The 20,697-nt window shown below is 42.6% G+C and carries 19 protein-coding genes; 7 read left to right on the forward strand and 12 right to left on the reverse strand.

The annotated features are described in order from the left end of the window. Positions 1-196: 196 nt before the first annotated feature. Entirely contained in the window at positions 197-835 is a 639-nt protein-coding gene (locus M1D71_RS28235) for a TetR/AcrR family transcriptional regulator (RefSeq protein ID WP_336763007.1), read from the reverse strand. Positions 836-1,031: 196 nt separating this feature from the next. Between M1D71_RS28235 and M1D71_RS28240 the strand changes: the two genes are divergently transcribed. Then, positions 1,032-1,799: an SDR family NAD(P)-dependent oxidoreductase gene (locus tag M1D71_RS28240; protein WP_458124569.1), complete on the forward strand. Its 768-nt coding sequence runs from the start codon at positions 1,032-1,034 to the stop codon at positions 1,797-1,799. A 157-nt stretch (positions 1,800-1,956) separates the two neighbouring features. Here the strand turns inward: M1D71_RS28240 and M1D71_RS28245 are convergent, their stop codons facing one another. Next, positions 1,957-2,427 (reverse strand): GNAT family N-acetyltransferase, encoded by a 471-nt coding sequence (locus M1D71_RS28245; RefSeq protein WP_458124570.1) that lies wholly within the window; start codon positions 2,425-2,427, stop codon positions 1,957-1,959. Between the two features lie 203 nt (positions 2,428-2,630). Between M1D71_RS28245 and M1D71_RS28250 the strand changes: the two genes are divergently transcribed. Continuing rightward, positions 2,631-3,512 (forward strand): Rgg family transcriptional regulator, encoded by an 882-nt coding sequence (locus M1D71_RS28250; protein ID WP_458124571.1) that lies wholly within the window; start codon positions 2,631-2,633, stop codon positions 3,510-3,512. 296 nt (positions 3,513-3,808) lie between these two features. Here M1D71_RS28250 and M1D71_RS28255 read toward each other — a convergent pair whose 3' ends face one another. The 6 genes from M1D71_RS28255 to M1D71_RS28280 form a co-directional block, all read right to left on the reverse strand. Next, the gene (locus tag M1D71_RS28255) at positions 3,809-5,053 is read right to left on the reverse strand and encodes an MFS transporter (RefSeq protein ID WP_458124572.1); all 1,245 of its coding nucleotides are present in this window, start codon (positions 5,051-5,053) and stop codon (positions 3,809-3,811) included. A gap of 2 nt (positions 5,054-5,055) precedes the next feature. Next, a complete protein-coding gene (locus M1D71_RS28260; RefSeq protein ID WP_458124573.1) occupies positions 5,056-7,626 on the reverse strand; it encodes a class III lanthionine synthetase LanKC N-terminal domain-containing protein in 2,571 nt (856 codons plus the stop codon). A gap of 102 nt (positions 7,627-7,728) precedes the next feature. Continuing rightward, on the reverse strand, positions 7,729-7,830 hold the full coding sequence (locus M1D71_RS28265) for a class III lanthipeptide (RefSeq protein ID WP_458124574.1): 102 nt from the start codon (positions 7,828-7,830) through the stop codon (positions 7,729-7,731). 233 nt (positions 7,831-8,063) lie between these two features. Further along, the gene (locus tag M1D71_RS28270) at positions 8,064-8,318 is read right to left on the reverse strand and encodes a hypothetical protein (protein WP_124116914.1); all 255 of its coding nucleotides are present in this window, start codon (positions 8,316-8,318) and stop codon (positions 8,064-8,066) included. A 169-nt stretch (positions 8,319-8,487) separates the two neighbouring features. Further along, positions 8,488-9,780 (reverse strand): sensor histidine kinase, encoded by a 1,293-nt coding sequence (locus M1D71_RS28275; protein WP_458124575.1) that lies wholly within the window; start codon positions 9,778-9,780, stop codon positions 8,488-8,490. Then, entirely contained in the window at positions 9,780-10,457 is a 678-nt protein-coding gene (locus M1D71_RS28280) for a response regulator transcription factor (RefSeq protein ID WP_036612327.1), read from the reverse strand. The genes M1D71_RS28275 and M1D71_RS28280 overlap by 1 nt, the downstream gene beginning before the upstream one ends. 253 nt (positions 10,458-10,710) lie before the next feature. Between M1D71_RS28280 and M1D71_RS28285 the strand changes: the two genes are divergently transcribed. From M1D71_RS28285 to M1D71_RS28300, 4 genes are read left to right on the forward strand one after another with little or no spacing between them, the layout of a single operon-like run. Continuing rightward, complete coding sequence (locus M1D71_RS28285) at positions 10,711-11,529, forward strand: VTC domain-containing protein (protein ID WP_458127373.1); 819 nt, start codon at positions 10,711-10,713, stop codon at positions 11,527-11,529. Then, entirely contained in the window at positions 11,522-12,202 is a 681-nt protein-coding gene (locus M1D71_RS28290) for a DUF4956 domain-containing protein (RefSeq protein ID WP_458124576.1), read from the forward strand. Before M1D71_RS28285 ends, M1D71_RS28290 begins: the two co-directional genes overlap by 8 nt. 26 nt (positions 12,203-12,228) lie before the next feature. Continuing rightward, entirely contained in the window at positions 12,229-12,609 is a 381-nt protein-coding gene (locus M1D71_RS28295) for a hypothetical protein (RefSeq protein ID WP_458124577.1), read from the forward strand. Further along, complete coding sequence (locus M1D71_RS28300; protein WP_458124578.1) at positions 12,590-14,539, forward strand: carbohydrate-binding domain-containing protein; 1,950 nt, start codon at positions 12,590-12,592, stop codon at positions 14,537-14,539. The genes M1D71_RS28295 and M1D71_RS28300 overlap by 20 nt, the downstream gene beginning before the upstream one ends. Positions 14,540-14,697: 158 nt before the next feature. Here M1D71_RS28300 and M1D71_RS28305 read toward each other — a convergent pair whose 3' ends face one another. Next, complete coding sequence (locus M1D71_RS28305; protein ID WP_458124579.1) at positions 14,698-15,276, reverse strand: class I SAM-dependent methyltransferase; 579 nt, start codon at positions 15,274-15,276, stop codon at positions 14,698-14,700. 25 nt (positions 15,277-15,301) lie between these two features. Further along, a complete protein-coding gene (locus tag M1D71_RS28310) occupies positions 15,302-15,973 on the reverse strand; it encodes an FHA domain-containing protein (protein ID WP_145324818.1) in 672 nt (223 codons plus the stop codon). A gap of 229 nt (positions 15,974-16,202) precedes the next feature. Here M1D71_RS28310 and M1D71_RS28315 point away from each other — a divergent pair, with 229 nt between their 5' ends. Further along, entirely contained in the window at positions 16,203-16,358 is a 156-nt protein-coding gene (locus tag M1D71_RS28315; protein ID WP_211082719.1) for a hypothetical protein, read from the forward strand. 413 nt (positions 16,359-16,771) lie between these two features. Here the strand turns inward: M1D71_RS28315 and M1D71_RS28320 are convergent, their stop codons facing one another. Together M1D71_RS28320 and M1D71_RS28325 are read right to left on the reverse strand one after the other, a co-directional pair. Then, positions 16,772-19,357 carry a DUF2339 domain-containing protein gene (locus tag M1D71_RS28320; protein ID WP_458124580.1) on the reverse strand — a complete coding sequence of 862 codons (2,586 nt, stop codon included), beginning with the start codon at positions 19,355-19,357 and terminating at the stop codon, positions 16,772-16,774. A gap of 251 nt (positions 19,358-19,608) precedes the next feature. Beyond that, positions 19,609-20,649 (reverse strand): LCP family protein, encoded by a 1,041-nt coding sequence (locus M1D71_RS28325; RefSeq protein WP_458127374.1) that lies wholly within the window; start codon positions 20,647-20,649, stop codon positions 19,609-19,611. Positions 20,650-20,697 lie beyond the last annotated feature (48 nt).

Below are 20,697 nucleotides of genomic sequence, written 5' to 3' on the forward strand. Positions count from 1 at the left end.
ACATTTACACAAAACGGAGAGGACAGAAAGGACCTGAAGAAGCGGAGCGTTCGCCTTTATCCCCGGATTTACCCTTTATAAAAGGAATCAAAAAAATCTGGGGATAACAGTGATCGGAAGGTTGTTCTGTCATCGGAGTGTGCAGTGTAAATATTCTTTAGTTCAATTTATATAGAACAAAACTCTCATTCGACCCTTAATCCAACAGCATACGCTCATGAATAGTCCGACCCTTCTGCCCTGGTTCAATCAGCAGACGGGTCGGTTTGATGTTAATCAGTGCCGTAAGCTGCTCTCCCATATAATGCGCAGAATATTTGAATCCAATCTCCGCCCAATGCATGATCACGCCTACCGTAGCAGATACCAGATAACTTAACATGATGTCGTAATTAATCGTCCACTCACTATCCTCGGTCACCAATACAAAATCTTCGGTTAGATACGTTCTAAACATATTGCACAGCCTGGAACCCATATCCGAATGCATCGTTATTAATGCACGAAAGATATCCTGATGGGCTTCAATATATTCGAATACAGGCATCGTGGATGGCAGCAATGCCGTCATGTCCACTTCTTTGAGCTGTGCGTATGGTTCTGCATAAGCTCGCCCCACTCCCTGCATGAAATCATCCAGTATGAACTGCAACAACTCCGGTTTGCCGGGAAAATGTAAATAGAAGGTTCCTCGGTTATAATCCGCCCGCTCCGTAATATCCCGAATGGTTAAAGCGTCAGCTCCCTTCTCTAATATCAAAGAAACTGCCGCAGCGATGATGGCATCCTGTGTTCTTCGTGCTCTCCGGTCCTGAGGATGTTCAATGATCAACATTTCCGCCTCCTTTGTTCATTATTGTAATATAAATGAACACCGCTTACATCTCTGTCCGATAGCTGACATATGCGCTGTCAATGATTATTGTCACACTGCTATGTATATCTTAACATTGAGACAGGAAAGATAGACGACAGGTTGAAACTTTTTTTGAGAAATACCTGCCAATAATGAAAAAGGAGCGGATTAACTCATGAGTACATCTTACACACATACAGCCGTTATCACAGGAGCAGCCGGAGGCATTGGTAAAGAATTGGCACGCCGCCTCGCTGAGCGCAAAATCAACCTGGTTCTGGTGGACCTGAATGAAGAAGCCATTCAACAGACGATTACCGATCTGGACCTCGACAAAGAGCATGTAATCGCCGTAAAAGCGAACGTATCCCAAGAAGCAGACGTGAAAAACTATGTGCAAAAAGCACTGGATGCGTTTGGCCGAATCGATTATTTTGCCAACAATGCCGGGATTGAAGGCCCAACAGGGCTGATCGAAGACCTGAGTGTTGAAGCACTGGATACGGTCTATAACGTCAACATTCGCGGGGTATTCCTGGGTCTGCAGAACGTCATTCCGGTCATGAAAAAACAAAAATCCGGTGCGATTCTCAATACCTCTTCCCTCGCGGGTCTGATGGGTGCACCTGCTGTGTCTCCATATATTATGTCCAAACATGCCGTAGTTGGTCTCACGCGTACCGCTGCGAATGAACTCGCACCTTATAATATTCGGGTGAACGCTGTATTGCCAGGTACAATTAACACACGCATGATGCGTCAGATCGAAGCAAATTCCGGTAACGTGGAAGACTATCAATCAGCAACTGTGTCCAGCATTCCAATGGGCCGTTATGGCGAACCGGAAGAAGTCGCTGCCGTGATGAACTTCCTGTTGTCCGAAGAAGCATCCTATGTAACAGCTTCCCTCTACACCGTAGACGGCGGCATGATGGGTCAATAAGATAAATCGAATATGTGATTCTAGATACCTATAAACTTTGTAATTGAGTCCTACCTTGTTTGAACATTTAGATACTGTAAGAACTATAAAAAAACACTCTTAAAGAGGGCGTTACCCTCATTCTAAGAGTGTTTTTTTCGTATAATTCTTAGGTAAATCATACTTCTGTCTGCAGAACATATTTTTCATATTTAAAGAGTGTTAGTCTATCTGAAACCTTAACCTCTTTAATCTTAGAGAATCCCATTTTTTCATAAAAATAATGATTTCTATAGCTTAAATGTGGAGTATATAAAGTCCATAATTTTGCACCGGTATATTCTTTTTGAACAAAATCCATTGCTTTTGTGCCCATACCAGAATTTTGACATTCTGTTTTGATGAATATTTTATTTATATGCATTCTTTCATCATTCCCTCTAATGTCAATGGCTCCAAGAATATTATCATCTCTATCGAAAATTGTGAAATGATGCGCAATCTCTATACTTTTCTCCATTTTTTCCCACGTTTCACATGCAGGATTGGTATCGTAATCCTGATACTTCTGTAAATCTTCTTCAAAAACCTCCTTCTGAATTTCGAGCAACCTTGGGATATCTCCCTTATTGGATGGACGATATATCATTAGAATACCTCCTGCGTCGTCTTCTATGGATTTGTAATCCACCATATATAATCACTTAAAAATGATAGCATAATTATACCTACACTGTAGGATGCTTTATAACTTAGTTTTTTCACTAGAATCGCCTCCTATAAAAGAGTATACTAGGTAAATATTGCAATAACATTTTTTGTAATAAATATTATACATCTAAGGAGAGTCACATGAAGATCGGCCAACTTATCCAATATGTTCGTAAAAGTAAAAACCTTACACAGACTGAGTTAGCAGAGGGTATCATGATTTCAAGACCATATCTGGCCAAAATTGAAAATGACCGGCATCAAATTTCTTCTGAAAAACTTTCAATGATTCTTGAATTTTGCAATGTTAATTATGACGAGTTCCTTTTCATGCTTAATGACTATAAGTTAAGCCCTAAAATGGCTGCATATAAAGATGTTTTTGATACATATCAATCGGATAATAAAAATGAACTAGCTATCTCAAAAACACATATATATCAATCCTACGAAGAATGTAAGGATATTTTTTATAAACATCTATTTATTCTATGTGAGTGTATAGAATTAGACTTTAACAAAGAAAAAATTCCAACCAATCACTGTAAAGAAATTGCAGATTATTTAATTAGCGTTGAAAATTGGTGTTATTACGAATTAGTACTTTTCAATAACTTTTTATTTGTTTTTCCTGAATCCACCGCTATGCATTTATCTAAGAATTTGATCAAACGTTCTTTAATGTACAAAGATTTAAAGTCTGATAATAGAATTCTGAGTTCTTTATTATTTAACTTAATTCAATTAAGTATTAATATCGAAGACTTTATTCATACCGATGCTTTACTTGATACTGCAAAGAATGTATTCAATGATAGAACTAATTTTTTTGAACAAACCATGATTAACTTTTATTTAGGAATTAGAATGATTACATCAAACAATTTCAATGAGGGTGAACAACATTGCAGAAATAGCTTGAAGGTATTTGAAGTTTTAAAACAAGATGAGATGTATAACAGATATAGTGCTCAACTAATTAACGCTCTATTCAGATACAGCAACCCTACTAAGTCAATCTAAGAATATAGGTTTATATTGCAAGTTAATATTCATAAATACTTATAGATTGAACTAAAGAATCAGTTGTTCAACTCTCAATTCATAACCAATATGAATCAAATGTCCAAAGTTTCTCGCAGCCACAACATAAGGTTTTAATCCTCCTTTTCGGTTATGGTAAGGTTATTAAGTTAAGCAGATTCCACAAACGTGGAATGCGTAGCTGAAATCTAACAGAAAACTATTCATGGAACCGCCACCTTTTGGAGTTTGTAGTAATACAAACGATGTTTCAAGGTTGCGGTTCTTTTTCTACTCTAATCGATTTTTTTCAACACAAGTGTTAATGATACTAGTATTAATCCAACCAACCCTATTATAAATATCAGTATGCTTATAATTGATAAAGTTAAGTGACCTGATAATAATAGATAACCACTTGCCATTAATAGAGCCAACACATTTGATAATGCTGACAATGCGGAAAAAGATCCCCTTTTGTCCTTTGGAATGAACTCTATTTGTGCTGCCTGCCAATTCGGAGAAAAAATAAGCTCTCCAATGGTTGCAATGACTACACAGAGGATAAGTATATAAAAATTCAGGTTATATGAAATTAAGCTGTAACCACATATATATAGAAATACGCCGATTAAAAGAGCATTTTTTGTTGACCATTTCTCAACTACTCTACCAATTTGAAAAGTGCAAAAAACAACTAAGATAGTGTTAATCAATTGTAAAACAGAAAACATCCTAATGCCTGAAATGTTAATTCCTAATATACTAAATTGAGAGAAATCTCTTGCAAGCCTTATATTAGAGTAGTAAATCAATGAGAACTCAACAGAAAAAATAAATGCGCTACCCAGTAAAAAAATTACCCAATCCTTATTTTCAAGTGCCTCCTTATAATTGTTAAAAAGATTAACGAAAAAGTTGTTTTGTCTAACTTCTTTTCGAAATATTTGGGTATCATTTTCTATAATAATGAAAAATCCAATTGTTACTAGAAATAAAATAAATATTGAAGTTAAGTACAAAGATATTAAATGGTTACTAGAGAACCAACCTCCTATACTTGTACCTACAGCCAGCGACAAGTTAGTAGTCCAATAATTAAATCTATAGATATCTCTTCGATTATCTTTATTTGTCGAGTCCATAATTAAAGCATTGTATGCAGGCTTATAAGTCCCCCCTATCATACCTTGTAGTACATAAGAAATAACTATGCAATAAAGCAGAACTCCTTCTTGAGGGTTTTTTTCAAGAAAGTAGAGTTCAAAAGTCAATATAGACAGCATTACTATCTGAACAGTTTGGAAGGTAGTTATAAACCGCTTCCTGTTAAAAATATCTGACAGGTAACCACCGATAATACTGGATATGAAATTCAAAGAAATACTGAGTATAAGAAGAAGACCTAAGAAAACATCGTTCAAATAATTAGTTAAATATAAAATTAAAAAAGGAGAAGTTGCAGTTCCGATGGTTTTAGAGAAAAAGGAGCTAATTATACGAAATTTAATATTTAATGGGAATTGCATGAATGAACTCATACTCAATCTACCTCAGTAACATACTTCAATAATTTTGCAAGAGCGTAAGCAATTCCAGCTGTTCCCCCATAAAATGAACTATCAACATTCAAGAGAAGACTATTAGGATAATAAACATAACCATTGTAACTTAAGGCAAACGACTCCATAACATTGAATATTCGCTCGAAACTAGCTAAGTCAATGTATTTTCGCTTTTCTTGGACTACCTTTAAAAGAACCAAAAGTTCTCCAGCCAGACCACTCCCGAAGGAAGGATCAGCATATATAGACTTTTCAGTACTGTCCACTAAGTCTAATAATTTTTTTTCGTATACCGGGTTGCTCTCTATATCCAAATAGGCAGAGATAGCTAATATAAGTCCAGCATTCCCTAAAAAGCTAGCATTAAAGGCATACTCATCCTCATCACTCATGAGTACATACTCCTTATTAGGGCCAATTAAGGAATTTTCAATCATATAGTCAAGCATTTTTTGTGCACATATTGCAAAAATTTCATTACTAGTCCGTTTATTCAATTCACATAAATAGTAAATTATACCTGATAACCCATTAAAAAAACCATATTCTGTATAAGGTCCATTACATAACTTATCCCATTGGTCATTGTTGATTACAGATACAATTCTTTCTCCTATAAATACAGAATACTTTCTAAAATTATCTGACTCTTCTTTTTCTAAAGAGAGAAGTATAATTCCCAACCCAGCAATTCCCCGATGTAGAGTATACGTCTCAAGCGATTGGAGCAATTTCTGTATTTTATCTTCGGTGAGCTCTTCCCCATCTAATCCCAATTGATTTAATAAATAAACATATCCTAAATACCCATTAAAAAAATCTGGTTCTTTGTAATTTATAGTTCTTATAAATCTGCTAATAACCTCTTTGGGTAAAAAAGTATCAACTTGAATTACATTTTCAATCTCTCTTATACTAAGTAACAAGCCAAGCTTTCCATCCATTAACCCATTAAGCTTATCACTCATTAAGAATGGCTGTTTACCTGAGGCAGAAATAAATTCATTAATTAATGTCTGATGAAGTATTCTCAAATGTTCCTTCAACCGATTTTCAAGAGGCTCTATTTTTTTGAAATCTATGAAAAAATGCCGTGAATTCATATTATCCAATGTGCTTATGATCTTTGGAAGATCGACTTCCTTTGATCGAAAAATAAGATCTTGAATTATACCTACTAGCTCCTTAGGTATTAAAGATTGTGAACTCAACAGATGAAGGAATTTTTTTATTTTTTTCTTATCAATATCAAACAGTGCACCTGTTGGAAAAAAGTAACTAATCATTATAAGCCCGATCGCTTCATAATCAATTTGAAATCTGTAATTTAAATCGCTGTATTTCCGGTAACGAAAACCGGACGTACCCATTAGTATAGTAGCATCGTTTCTATGTTTATCACTACAACCAAGCTCGAAGTCAATAAAACGTATTTGATCCCGGTGATCAATCATAATATTTCTTAGTGAAATATCCCCAACTGACACACCTAAACGGTGTAAATCACTCAGTGCAGATAGAATACGCTTAAATAGTTTAATTCCTTTTTCAATGTAATCCATAGTTCGAATAGTTTTATGTTCATATTCCCATGGTGAACTTAGTTTCTCTTGTAAGTTTTCACCTTTTATTTCTTCAACACTAATAAAGTAATGTTCCCATTCAAAAAAATCATCATATATTGAAGGAGCACTCGTTACACCCGATTGCAACAATTCTTGCAAAATTTCTTTTTCTTGATGCCTCAAGGAAATAGCATCTATCCCATTATCTAAAACAACCGTACCCGGTCTAGCCTCCTTTAAGATTACATTTTTATTTAAGTACTTATCAAACGCTCTATATACACCACCGCTGTTTGAGATTGAAATAATATCTAATACACTGTATCTTCCATTCTTAAGTCCTTGATTATCTTCTGAGAAATCATCTTTTTGAGTTACTGGATTTTCTATCCATTCTGGTTGCTGGTAATAAGGTTGGGGTTCATCTATAAATTGCTCTTTGTTGGGACCAACTATAATATAATCACCGTTTTGATTTTTTAAAGTTTGGTCTGTAGCCGCCATGCTACCATAACGATAGTATAGTACCTTACAATCCTTATATCTTTTATCCGATAATACAAAAGGCCCAGTATATAGTTTAAGCAACTGATATAATTCATCAATAACTAACAAAAACTGTTTTGTGTCTTTTGGATAAATAGTAATAAACTTACCAGAAGAGCTCCTACTCCAAACTTTAGAAAGGCTTCGCTTTAATATTTCTGCATCTTTCATGAACTTAAATGGCACCTTATTTTTGCCGCAGTATTCATTCACAATCGTCAATATATCCTCAGCATTTAATGGTGTTGCTGAAATATGAATTTTCCATCCAAATTCCGGCAAATAAGCATCAGAAAAATAAACTTGTAAGTAATAGGACCCATTCTTCACTTCACACTTTTGGGATCTTTCAATTATATCTCTATAAGTCTGATCCTCTTTATATCTATAAATATCATAATACATGTTCAGAACATTGATTTTCTTATCACTTAGCAACTTTACATCCCTCCATAAAAATTAACTAATTAATATAAAAAAAGACTCTCCTTAGAGATTCCTCTAATAGGAAAGTCTTTTCTTATGTAATTGAGAAAATTATTAAGTGCTCCACAGCCAGCTAGTACCTGGATAGGCTTGAGCAATCAACGTTTTACCCTTTGTTTCTTTAGCCATTTTTTGCAGGTTCAGAATTTTCAACATACTAATCACCCCTTTCTGTTTGTAATCCCAACAATTAATTGGTATATATACATTTAACTACAAATATATATATTTTTATTTTTTGTAATAAATATTGCACATTCTTATCTCTGTTCCCAAAAACTAAATTTTTCTTTTTGGAATCAATCATCTACCATCAACAAATAAATCGACCTCCTAATAGTACTGAAGGTCGATTTATAATGAACGATGTCATAATATTTAAAACAGATCTAATCGACATACCCTGCGTGACCCTTGTCCATCAGATAGTCCATTTCAGCATCCAAAATGCTTTCCACCGTCAACTCATCCAGCTTCACATCTTTACGACTAAGAATGTAGTCAGCCAGATCATCGCCGTCAATATCCACATCGTTACCTTTGGCATTCTCATGCGCCTTGTTAATGTACGCTTGCTCATGCTTCAGCACAAGAGCGATATTTGCCTGGCTTGCCTTCGTTTTATCTGCAATATATTGCATCATTTCTTGTTCGTTAATTGAATTTGCTTCTGCCACGTTTAGTTCATCTCCTTGAGTCATCTTGAGTCATACATACTGTTGCCATTGTAGCATAGGTTAACCCATTACCGGCAGAACTTATGCCTGACGAACGATTATAGGACCAGAGTGAAGGAGCGCATCTCTCAAACCCTTACGACAACCGCGCGTAAAATGTAGCGCCTTCTCCGACTACGCTTCGAGCATACACCTCTCCTTTGTGCTGATCCACAATGGAGCGGGCAATCGCCAGACCCAGACCATGCCCACCATGTTTGCGTGCTCTTGACGAATCGGTACGATAGAATCGATCGAAGATCCGATCCAGATGCTCCGGCGCAATGCCTTCCCCTGTGTTGGACACGGCCAGCATGACATCATTATTCTGTTTCTGGAGGGTGACGTTCACGGACCCCTTGGGACCGGAATACTTCACGGCATTATCGAGCAGGATCAGAATGACCTGTTTGATCTGTTCACTGTTCCCATGAACCATAAGATTCGGCTCAATGTTGTAATCGAGGGAAATGTTTTTCTCAAATATTACGGCTTCCATCGGCAAAATTATACTCTCCACCGCATCGCTCATATTGAACTTTGCATGAATCATCGATGAGCGTGAGTCGTCCATCTGGGTCAGATATAACAGATCATTCGTAAGTCCGGTCATGCGCTCGGTCTCCGACTTGATATAGTGAAGCCACTTCGCCTGGTTCGCTATGGTATCCTCCTGATTGGCGAGCAGTACGTCGGCATTGGTATTGATGATCGCCAGCGGCGTCTTCAGCTCATGTGAAGCATCACCGATGAATTGTTTTTGCTTCTCAAACGCTTCTCTGACCGGTGCAATGGAACGATTTGCAAAATAACGGCTCAAGAAGTAGATCACAATCAGCATAACCAGTCCAACCACAGCAAATGTATAGATCAGATTCGTCAGAATGCCTTGTTGTGCCGTCACATCAATAAACACAATCATATGTCCATCAACGCTCGGATCAATCACATAGGCCCAGTCCGTTCCATCCAGTGCAAATTGTCCCGTCCGCCGTTCCGAATCACCAACTTTATCTTGGTCAACCTTTTGCAGCGCCTCGGTGTAGAAGGTTTCTTCCATATCAAATCGGGAATGCGTATCCGTAATCTTCCACTGATCATCCGTCTTAATCATGAACGAAACGGAACGTGCCGGAGGTGAGTTGGGATCACCTCCCGGTCCTCCATTATCTCCACCCATGGCATCGGAAGGTAGTGATTCTGAACGCGGCATCTTGGATGAATTATAAGGACTGTGGTAGAAATCCGACACTTTGTACAACTCCATATTCGTCTCACGTTGCACATTCTGATAAGTAATCGTATAGATCGTCGCAAATGCCACCAGCATCATAATAGATATGGACACCAGATTCACGATCAGGAATCGATTTCGGAGTTTCTTGAACATCAGGACGTCACCTCAAGTACATACCCCACACCCCGAATCGTGTTAATGCGGACAGCAGAGTTCAGGAAGGTTAATTTTTTACGTAAAAAAGATATATATACCTCCACATTGTTATATTCCACTTCCGAATCAAAGCCCCATAACTTTTCAATAATCTGCTCTTTGGAAGTAATCGCCTGTTTACGGGCAATCAACAGCTCCAGCAGTTCATTCTCCTTCAGATTCAGCTTGATCTCCTTACCCTGAACGCTCAGCTTCAACTGAGTTGTATTCAGCTCAATGTCGCCAAACTTCAGCCCATCCTCGGGAACCACTTCGCCCTTTCGCCGTAAGGCTGCACGAATCCGGGCCAGCAATTCCTCTGTGGCAAAGGGCTTGGCGATATAATCATCGGCACCATAATCGAGGCCTGTAACTTTGTCCGATAGTTCACCTTTCGCAGTAAGCAGAATGACAGGGGTATGATTCCCTTCACTGCGAAGTTTCTTCAGGACGGTGATCCCGTCCATCTCCGGCATCATGATGTCGAGCAGTAACAGGTCGTATATACCGCTCTGCGCATAATCCAGTCCTGATCTGCCGTCGTGGACCATATCCACGGAGTAGTTGTTTTTTTTCAAAATCTGCGACACAGCCTCTGCCAAATGAACCTCATCTTCCGCAATTAATATTCTCATCATCTATTCATTCCTCTGCTTGAATTATTCATCTTCATTAACCCTTTATGATATCACCTATTCTATCAATCAAACCTTGAATCAATCTTAATTCATTTGGTGCATGCGCACTATTATAGGAAGGCAAAAAAATGTTAACGCAATGTAAAACCATTTAAGATTCATTCAAGGTTGGCGCTCTAAGATACAGACATGGAAGCCATACACGATGGAACAAAACATACAACTCGCAAACGAAAGGAATGAGTCCCACATGGCGATTGAAGTATTCAACCGATATGAGAGCAAGTATCTTCTGACGGATGAGCAGTACGCACATTTCTACAATGACCTGCTGAAATACATGGAGCTGGATGCCTACAACAAGAAAAATGAGTATTACTCCATCAGTAACCTGTACTTTGACACTCCACAAGATTCGCTGATCCGCGCCAGTCTCTCCAAACCGAAATACAAGGAGAAGCTGAGACTGCGGGCTTATGGAATACCTGAAGAAAATGCCAAAGTGTATCTGGAGATCAAAAAGAAAGTCTTCGGCCTGGTGAACAAGCGCAGAACAGCCTTGAAGTTGGATGAAGCCTACGAATTCGTTCGCTCGGGACAGGCGCCAGAGCTGGCGGATTACATGAATAAGCAGGTTGTCGAAGAGATCAAATATTTCCTTCGGGTATACGATCTAGAACCGAAAGTGTATCTGGCGTATGAACGCAAAGCGTTGTTCGACAAGAACAGCCGGGATCTCCGCATTACCTTTGATACCAACATCCGCAGCCGCAGAACCGATCTGAAGCTGGAACAGGGAGATTACGGTGAACCGCTGGTGAAGGACGGTCGGTGGCTGATGGAAGTGAAGGCCGAGAAAACCGTTCCGATGTGGCTGTCACAACTGCTGTCCGAGCATGGACTGTTCCGTACCGGATTCTCCAAGTACGGCAACGAGTACAGACATCTGGCGCGAACAACGAACCTGAATTATCAGACAGAACGCATTCTTGTGCCAGGTACCGATTTCAACCCATCCATAGAACAAGATAAAACGATCATAGAAAGAGAGCGTGTCCTATATGCTTGATTCCCTTTTCAGTTCCGCCCTAACCGATACCAACCTGACGTTTAACAACGCAGTCATCACCATTGGTCTTGCCATCCTTCTGGGGTTAATCATCAGCCTCACCTACATGAAGACCAACCAAAGCACATACTCCCAGAGCTTTACCTTAACGATGGTCGTCCTGCCTGTCATTGTTGCCATCATCATCCTGCTCATCGGCAGCAACATCGCACGAGCTTTCAGCTTGGCGGGTGCCTTCTCCATCATTCGTTTCCGCAGTGCGCCTGGTGATCCAAAGGACATTGCTTACGTATTGTTCACGATGGCTTCCGGTCTTGCCTGCGGTGTAGGTGCTTTTGGATACGCGGTGCTGTTCACCATTATCTTGTGTGTTCTGATGTTTGTCCTGAGTCGCTTCAACTTTGGCGGGAAGAAGAGTCAGCTGAAAACGCTGAAAGTAACCATTCCCGAAAACTTGAGCTATGAAGAAGCACTTAATGAAGTGTTCCATACATTCAATGTACCTTTTGATCTGAAAAAAATCAGAACCACCGAACTCGGCAGTCTGTATGAGCTGGTCTACAGTGTAACCATTCACGAAAGTGTTAGCCAAAAGGAATTCCTTGACGCCATCCGTACACGGAACGGCAACCTGGATATCTCCTTAACCATGAGTCCAACAACGGAATATTAATTTTAATTCGAAGGGATCGATCCAATATGAAGAAGAACATGATAACAGGCAGCAAACTATGGTCCATCGCCATGATTACCAGCCTACTCGCAGCATGCAGTGCACCAGCAACTACAAGCACAACCGCCAATGCCGCAACATCAACGACAGGAACAACCAAAACGGTATCCGTCAGCGAGCAAACTTCTGTAAAATATGCAGATCTGGTCTCTCTGGATGCGGACGATACCCATATTAGCTGGAGTGAGGCGGATTCCACAGCGATTAAGCTGAACGGAACAACGGCAACGGTAACCGGTTCGGGTGCCAAAGCAGCGAATGGATCAGTAACCATCTCCGAAGCAGGCACTTATGTACTTAGCGGTGAGCTAACTGACGGCCAGAATCGTGGTCAACGTTGCCGATAAGGGCACCGTACATCTCGTATTAAACGGAGCAACCATTCATGATAACGACAGTGCAGCGATCTACATTCAGAAAGCCGGTAAAGCGGTGATTACACTCGAAAAAGGAACCAAGAATACCGTTTCCGATGGTAAAACGTATGTATACGCCGACGCTACGACAGACGAGCCGGATGCTGCGATCTTCAGCAAAGCGGATCTTACGTTCAACGGTGCAGGTCAATTAACCGTCACAGGTAACTATAACGAAGGTATTACAAGCAAGGATGACCTGAAAATCATTAGCGGTACCATCAGTGTCAAAGCAGCCGATGACGGCATCAAAGGTAAAGATATGGTTGCCATTCAGGCAGGTACCATTACCATTCAAGCCGAAGGTGACGGCATTAAATCGACCAATGACACGGATACCACCAAAGGCTACGTTGCTATCGCAGGAGGTACCTTCGATATTCAGAGTGGCAACGACGGTATTCAAGCCGAAACCGCACTCGTTGCGGATGGCGGCACATACAATATTGTGACTGCTGGCGGCAGCGCCAACGCACCAGCCAAAGTAGAAGAAGGTCCATTTGGCGGCGGTGGCGGTGGATGGGGTGGCGGCACACCACCAACCGATAGGGGTACACCACCGGATGGCGAGCCTCCTGCGGATATGCCGGAGATTCCAAGTAGCAGCAGTACGAATGCAGGTGCTAATACAAACGGCGCAGCAGCATCCAGCTCTGCTAGTGCAGCACCAGCGACGGATTCCAATGCCGATGCGGATACAGCAACAACAGCAACCGAGTCCACAAGTGCCAAAGCGCTCAAAGCAGGTACAGACCTTACGGTTAATGGCGGTACGTATACCATTGATTCCATGGATGATTCCCTGCACAGCAACAATAACGTAACCGTCAACGATGGAACATTCAGCATTGAATCTGGTGATGATGGCATTCATGCAGATCAGGAGCTAACGATTAACGGTGGAACCATCACCATTGCGAAGAGCTACGAAGGACTCGAGGGGGCAATCATCACCCTGAACGATGGGGATGTGGATGTAACGGCATCCGATGATGGCGTAAATGCTGCAGGTGGCGAAACGGAAACAACTGCGAATACAGCGGCAAGTACAGATAGCACGACTACAGCAACTGATGCCGCAACGACATCCAACATCTCTGTGACCGAAACGACGGGCACAACATCAACTACCGATCAGGCATCCCACGGTACAGCTGCTAATCAGCAAGGACGTGGACCAGGCGGTATGGGCGGTGCAGCAGCGAGCACTAACGAGTTCCACATTAATGGCGGTTCCCTCACGGTGAACGCAGGTGGTGACGGACTGGATTCCAATGGTTCCATTAACATGACTGGCGGAACGGTTATTGTGAACGGACCGACGGATAGCGGCAACGGAGCATTGGATTATGACGGCACATTTGAAATTAGTGGTGGATATCTCGTGGCTGCCGGAAGCTCTGGCATGGTACAAGGAACATCTGATGCGTCTACGCAAAATACCATTGTGATGACATTCCCTGCAACCCAAAAAGCTGGAACACTTGTACATGTACAAGATAGCGAAGGCAACAACATTCTGACGTTCGCTCCGGCAAAAGATTATCAAACGGTGGTAGTCAGCTCTCCGGATCTTGCGAAAGATGGTTCCTACGTGATCTACTCCGGTGGTACGTCCACAGGTAAAGCGGTAGATGGACTCTACACAGACGGTACGTATAGTGGTGGAACTCAAGTGGTTGCCTTCCAATCTACAAGCAATGTAACTTGGGTCAATGAATCTGGTGTAACTACAGCCAATTCAGGTATGGGTGGTCCAGGAGGAAGCCGTGGCCAAGGCGGCTTCGGAGGCGGTAGAAATCGGACGCAATCCGGTACAACCTCTGAGAGCACAGGCACTACTACGGATTCTGCAAAATAAGACAGATGCTGAGCGGTAAAGGTTAACTGGCCTATTCAGACTAAAACAGAAAAGGCTCCGAATTCACTTTCACAGTGAGTTCGGAGCCTTCTTTCGTTATTCTTTTGGAAACAGGATTAGAGCGCTCTGCCAAGGTGAAGTCGATGCACTCCTTCTCCTCAAAATGCATACACATACACCTTGGTGCGCAAGGCATCATGGCATGTAATGGTGCGTAGCGGTTCTTTTCCCGGCAAGGCAAAACAGACGCTAATGACCTTGGCCCCGGGCGGAAGCTCCCGACTGAACTTGTCCAGAAGCCGGTTCATGGCTCCCGGGAACAGATAACAGATGACACAGTCTGCATGTTCATAGGAACTGGTGTAAATATCCCCGCGCATGAAGCGCAGCCTGCCCTGAAGAGAATACCCTTTTCCCTTCGCTCGCCTTAAGCGAACATTAAGATAGGCGATCAATTGAGAAGACAACAAGGGAATGATAGAATTCTCAATTCCAGTCAGCCTTTTGCCAGGACAATTCCTTACAACATCCAGTCCCAGTGTGCCCCATCCGGAGCCCGCTTCAAGCACATCCCCGTACCCGGGAATCCGGTTCACCTCTTGAATGACCACCTGCCTGACACGGCTGGATGTGGGCATCGGTGAAATTCCATTCTTCCAACTGACGAGCACGATGGATACGACACCTATCAATGTCACCACGGCAATCAGCCATGGAATCAAGTAAATGATGAACATGAACTCATCCCTTTGCTATCACTCTTCATTCCGGTACATGAGACTTCATATATACACCTTTTTTGTATACGGACTTAATGGTAAAATGCACACCCAGCTTGCGATTCGTCCGATAGATCAGCGAGTTAATCTCGTCGATTCCTACCGCTTCACTCTCCAGCATGCTCCGCTCCGGCCAGACCTGAGCCACAATCTGTTCCCTTGTCACAAAATGGTCCAGCTCACTGTACAGCAACTTGAACAGCTGATATTCCTTCTTGGATAGTGGAATTTCCACTTCTCCAATCTGCACCGTTTGCAGGTGATCCTGTAAACGTACGCCTTCACCCAGCAGATCTGACACCCGATACTCCCTGGTCTCTCCAAGATCGCCTTCCGTGCGAAGCTGGATCAGTCCGTTAACCAACGTCAGGCTGTCTCCCTCGCCAAACGGATATTTCTCATACGGAACGAGGCGCTGCCCGTTCAGTTCGGTTCCATTTTTGCTATCCAGATCCTCAATCCATAACTGCTGTTGTGCATCATAATGAATGCGGCAATGCCGCTTCGATATCATCTGATTATAGACAGACAAGTCCAACTCGCTGCCGCCTGTGTAACGCCCCACGGTAATGGAGCGACCCTGGCTTACATAAGCGAATGAGCCATCACTTTCCTGTCCTGGCGTACGAATGACGATTTTTGCCGTCTCCCGCATGTTATTCTCCCACCTTCAATGATCAATCGATCTCTATAAACATTTTGTAACAATAATGATAAGATCATCAGATTTGTTCCATTGTTTGCACCACTATAGTTCAATATAGTGGTATACAGGAACAATTTATGTTCGGTTCTACTCACTCTACTATACCAGACGTTGTGCTTTTTTTCTCATGACGGCCGGAAGTCTACTTTAGCTCATTCAACAAGAGAGGTACCTTCTAATGAACAAAAAAAACATTTTTATATACGTGCTACTCGCCTTCGCCCTGTCCATGACATTAACCGTGCTCTCCCGTATGAGTGATGATGGCGGAGAATCACTGAAAGGCACATCAGCTGCCGAAACCTCATGGTTACAAATGAAGATCCAACCCTAAGTCTACTCTATTATAACGTGATCTCTGCGCAAAACGTTTCACGAATGTCATATTAGGCTATGGCACAGACTCACATCAATAAGGCCCCCAATTTTCTGGTAACAGCAGCCCAGAGCCTCATTTCAATCCAAAGATTCTATATTACACGAAAGATCGTCTATGAACTGCATAACAACAGAGATAACGACTCATTTCCCAAAGTGAAGTAAAGTGGACAGTGGACTCTCCCATCATCCGCACTCACGTCAACGATGCTTCTTTCTCGCACCGAATTTCCTCCACGCATACACGACAAGAGCTACAGGGCCAGCAAGCCATAACAGTTGCCAAAGCATGATATTCAGGTCGAATCCCATTTCAAGAATCCCTCCCCATATGATCGCAAAGGTCACTACAGTCGTTCAAAATCCAAATCAATCTTGGTCTTCCTCTGGTACAGTCGGCTCGTCGTCAGGCTTCGCTGTCTCTCTGGACTGTATTTCCTCCATCCGGTTGGATACCTTCTGATACAGGTAAGAGATCCCCAGCAATAGTATGCCGAAACTGAAATAGGCAAAGATTTTGCTGCCCGAGGTCAGCATACCCACATCGTAGAATACCATCTTACCCGTAGCGAACAACGTTAGTCCCAGACCCAGACGCCGAATCATGACATATTTTCTACGGAATCCATACGCAATATAGAGAATCGCCAGCAGCAGATAGATCAGGCTGAACATCAGCCCCACATCGCCCCACTGGAACTGAATCGTCAGGAATACAGTGATGACACCCAGCAGATATACCCCTGCGATAACCGGGTACCATTCAATGCTCTTGAACTGCCCTCGGATGCCTGCAATCAGCAGATCCCTTCCTGCAAAGAACACCCCTACATTGAAAATAATTAGCACCAGCAATCCTACAATCTCTGCCGCTGTATGCTGTTGAACTTCCGGCTGAAGCGCTGGCATAGTTAAGGTTACGACCAGTGCAATACAGCAGCCAACGGCATGAAGGAAGGTGGTGTACACTTGCACGAAGCGATCACGTAACAACTTTACTTTGCTCAGTCCATAGGCCAATGCAATGGTGAGCGCTGCGAACATCAGCAACTTGTAGAATATGTATAACAGGAACGTCCCATCGACAGCTCTGGTATACAATTCATTTGACTCATACAGGACGTATAACCACAGATTCGCAAGTGCTACATACTTGAATCCGTTCAGACAACTCAGCTCCAGTTGGCTGTAATGATACTTCTCCTTGGGTGCCGAACGGTTACGATTCCAGGCATAATACAGTGTAATAAGTAAGGTTCCCAGCGTGATGCTGGTGTATTTTAACATAAAGTAAGAACGTTCCCCGATGAAGAATAGCGCCAGCAGGTCATAGTACACGAAAGTGATTAGACATAGAAGCACGATGCCCCATCCGGCACGTTCCACCGATTTGAGCCGTTTCAGATGTCCGAGCGTGACCAGCAGAACGCCTTCAATTAACCAACCCATTGATAACCACTTGGCCCCGAACTGGAACGGAATAATCAGAATGGCGAACGTCAGGGAAGTGACATAAAAGAGTAGAATCGTCTGTTTCTCCTGAGCCATATTGCGCTGAACGAATCTTGCGAGGCCCAGATACACCAAGCAGAAGATCAACGCCAGCAAGCCCTGAGCATCATTCCAATCCGCCACATCAAACAGTACGTATAACATCAGACAGCTGATGCTCGTATTCATGGCGAGTAGTGCGAAATCCCACCAGGTTAACTTCATTCGGTGTTTGAAAGGATATGCCAGCGTAATGCCCAGATATAATGCAAACGTCACAATGGAATACAGCATGCCAATCTTTTCACTTGGCGACAGCCATAAGAGGATAAGCATGGACGGTGTGTTGAACAGAAAACTGATATAGTGCACCACCGGCCACCGTTTGCCGAATGAGATGAATACAATAATGCCGTTTAAGAGCAACAGATAGATCATGGCTACATAGACAGCCGGGCCTTCAAGCCCGAACGAGAACATGTAGGAGAATAGCGGAAGATATCCGCCTACGAGACCCAGTGAACAGATGGTCTTCGACTGGTACCTTAGGGACAACAATACGGAGATTGCCGATACCAATACAGACAAGCCCAGTCCCGTATATAACCCGATAATATGCAGTAAAAAGTAACTATAGAAGACGGATCCGAACAACACAGAGATCCCGCCGCCGAGCAGCCCCATCGCGAACGTCTGCCTTTTGCGACGGAACAGCCACTCTCCTCCCGCTAGCATCAGTGCACCGAGCAGGAAAAAGGCTCCACTCTTCATCTCGTCATTGAACCAGGTCGAGTACGAATATTGGAACGCTGCTCCAACGCCCAGAATGAGGAGCAGGATGGCTACCTTGTTGATCCAACTGAGTCCAATCTTCATCTCCATGCGATTCTGCTTGATCCGGCGCTGAATGGTCTCTTCGCTTAATCCCTCCTCCGCCATCTGCTCATATCCACGCTCCATGTGCCCACGCAGAGCCTCTTCTCTCTCCTGTACAGCTCGTTTGTGCGATTGAATGCGCTCATTCACCTCTGCCGCAAGGTAAGCAATCCTCTCCTTCACCTCGTGGGAATCCTCTTGCAACTCCTGTGCGGCCTGATTGTACAGCGCGTTCAGATTGGATTTGGTTCGATGTTCATGGAATGCAATTCGATCATTATGTACTGCTGTTTTCCCTTGAAAATAGGTCTCCATCTTCTCCCGGGATACCCGGATCAGATTCAGCTTCTCATCCAGCATCTGTTCGGATAACGCCATGCGAAGACGTGAATTCTCTTCTTCCATCTTGCGCGAGCGAAGTTCGAGCTGTTGCAGCTTGAGCTTGTGGGCCTCGTACTGTTCCTGCAACTGTTCATTCTGAACGATCAGGTCATCGGACTGGTACTCCTGGAGCAAGGCGTGATACTCCTTCGCCAGTTGCTTCTGCTGCTCCTGAACCTGTTGAAGCCGATCCTTAAACTCCTTCATGAGCTTCCTCCGTTGGTTGATGTTTAATCTTTTCCCTATATTTTACTATATATATGTCATAAAAAGAGATTTAAACATTAGATATATCCGTGCAATATTTCATCCAAAGGATCCCAAACCCAAAAAAGCCGGGAAGCAACCGCTTCTCCCGACTTATATTCATATACATACACCTTGGCATTACAGGTAAATCTGGCACAATCTCTGATCCATTTTGGAGTTGGCGGAGTGCACACTTCAAGAATCGAGGTTTATGCCGCATCATTCGTCTCCGATTGGTCGGCTGATTCCGGTTCTATAATCTCGGTCGCATCCGGGTCCAGCCAACTGGCGATCATGCCACGCACATATTGCAAATCGTCGTCCGACAGATCATAGTACCATGTGCCACCGCGCGTCGCACCCTCACCCTTCAGCATATAATTGCTGATCGTTGGTGCACTATCTTTCATATATAAGGACTCGGCAAATTTCACGATAAAGTCCGAGGTCATGTTGGTTGTAAAATTCGATCCGGCAATCTGGATTACATCCGGGATCTTGGTCAGATTTTTGACCTCCAGCGCACGATTCATGAAGGCACTTAAGAAAATCCGGTGACGCATCGTCCGATTGAAATCGGAATCTTCCCGGTAACGGACATAACCAAGCGCTTCTTCGCCGCTATAGATTGGTTTGTTGGCTTCAACAAACAGCTTCTCATGCGCTTTTGATTTGTTCTCAATGTTCTTTTTGATCGGCAGTTCAACGCCGCCCACCGCATCGACAATATCCTTGAGTCCGTTAAAATTAATCGCGGCATAGAAATCCACTTTGTTCCCCAGCAGATTCTCCACCGTATCCATCGCCATCTTGGCTTCACCATGGGCATAAGCTGAATTGATCTTCGACTTCACATCCCGACCGACAATCTCGGTATAGGAATCACGCGGAATAGACAGCAGCAGCACTTTATTGTCTTCTGGACGCACAACAGAATAGATCATGGTATCCGAACGGCTTGGTTCGTTATCCCGTTGGTCAATCCCTAGCAACAACAGCGAGAATGGATCGGTATGTTCCACAACGGGTGCATCCTGATCACCAACCGGCTTGAAGGATTCATCGAGTGTTTCCTTTACGCTATCCGAAGCAAACAGGTTAAATGCAAACACGACGAGTTGCTTCTGATAGATAAATCCGAGTCCTCCCAACACCAGCAGCACACTCAGGGTGATTATCAACGACTTCTTCCATCTCTTCTTCGGCTTCTTCGGCTTCCGCCTTGTTAAATGTGCAGCACTGTTTTCCATCATATCTCCTTTAATAACGGGTTCTTAGAATCATTTAACTATATTAAT

This window comes from Paenibacillus sp. Z3-2 (genome assembly GCF_054161325.1).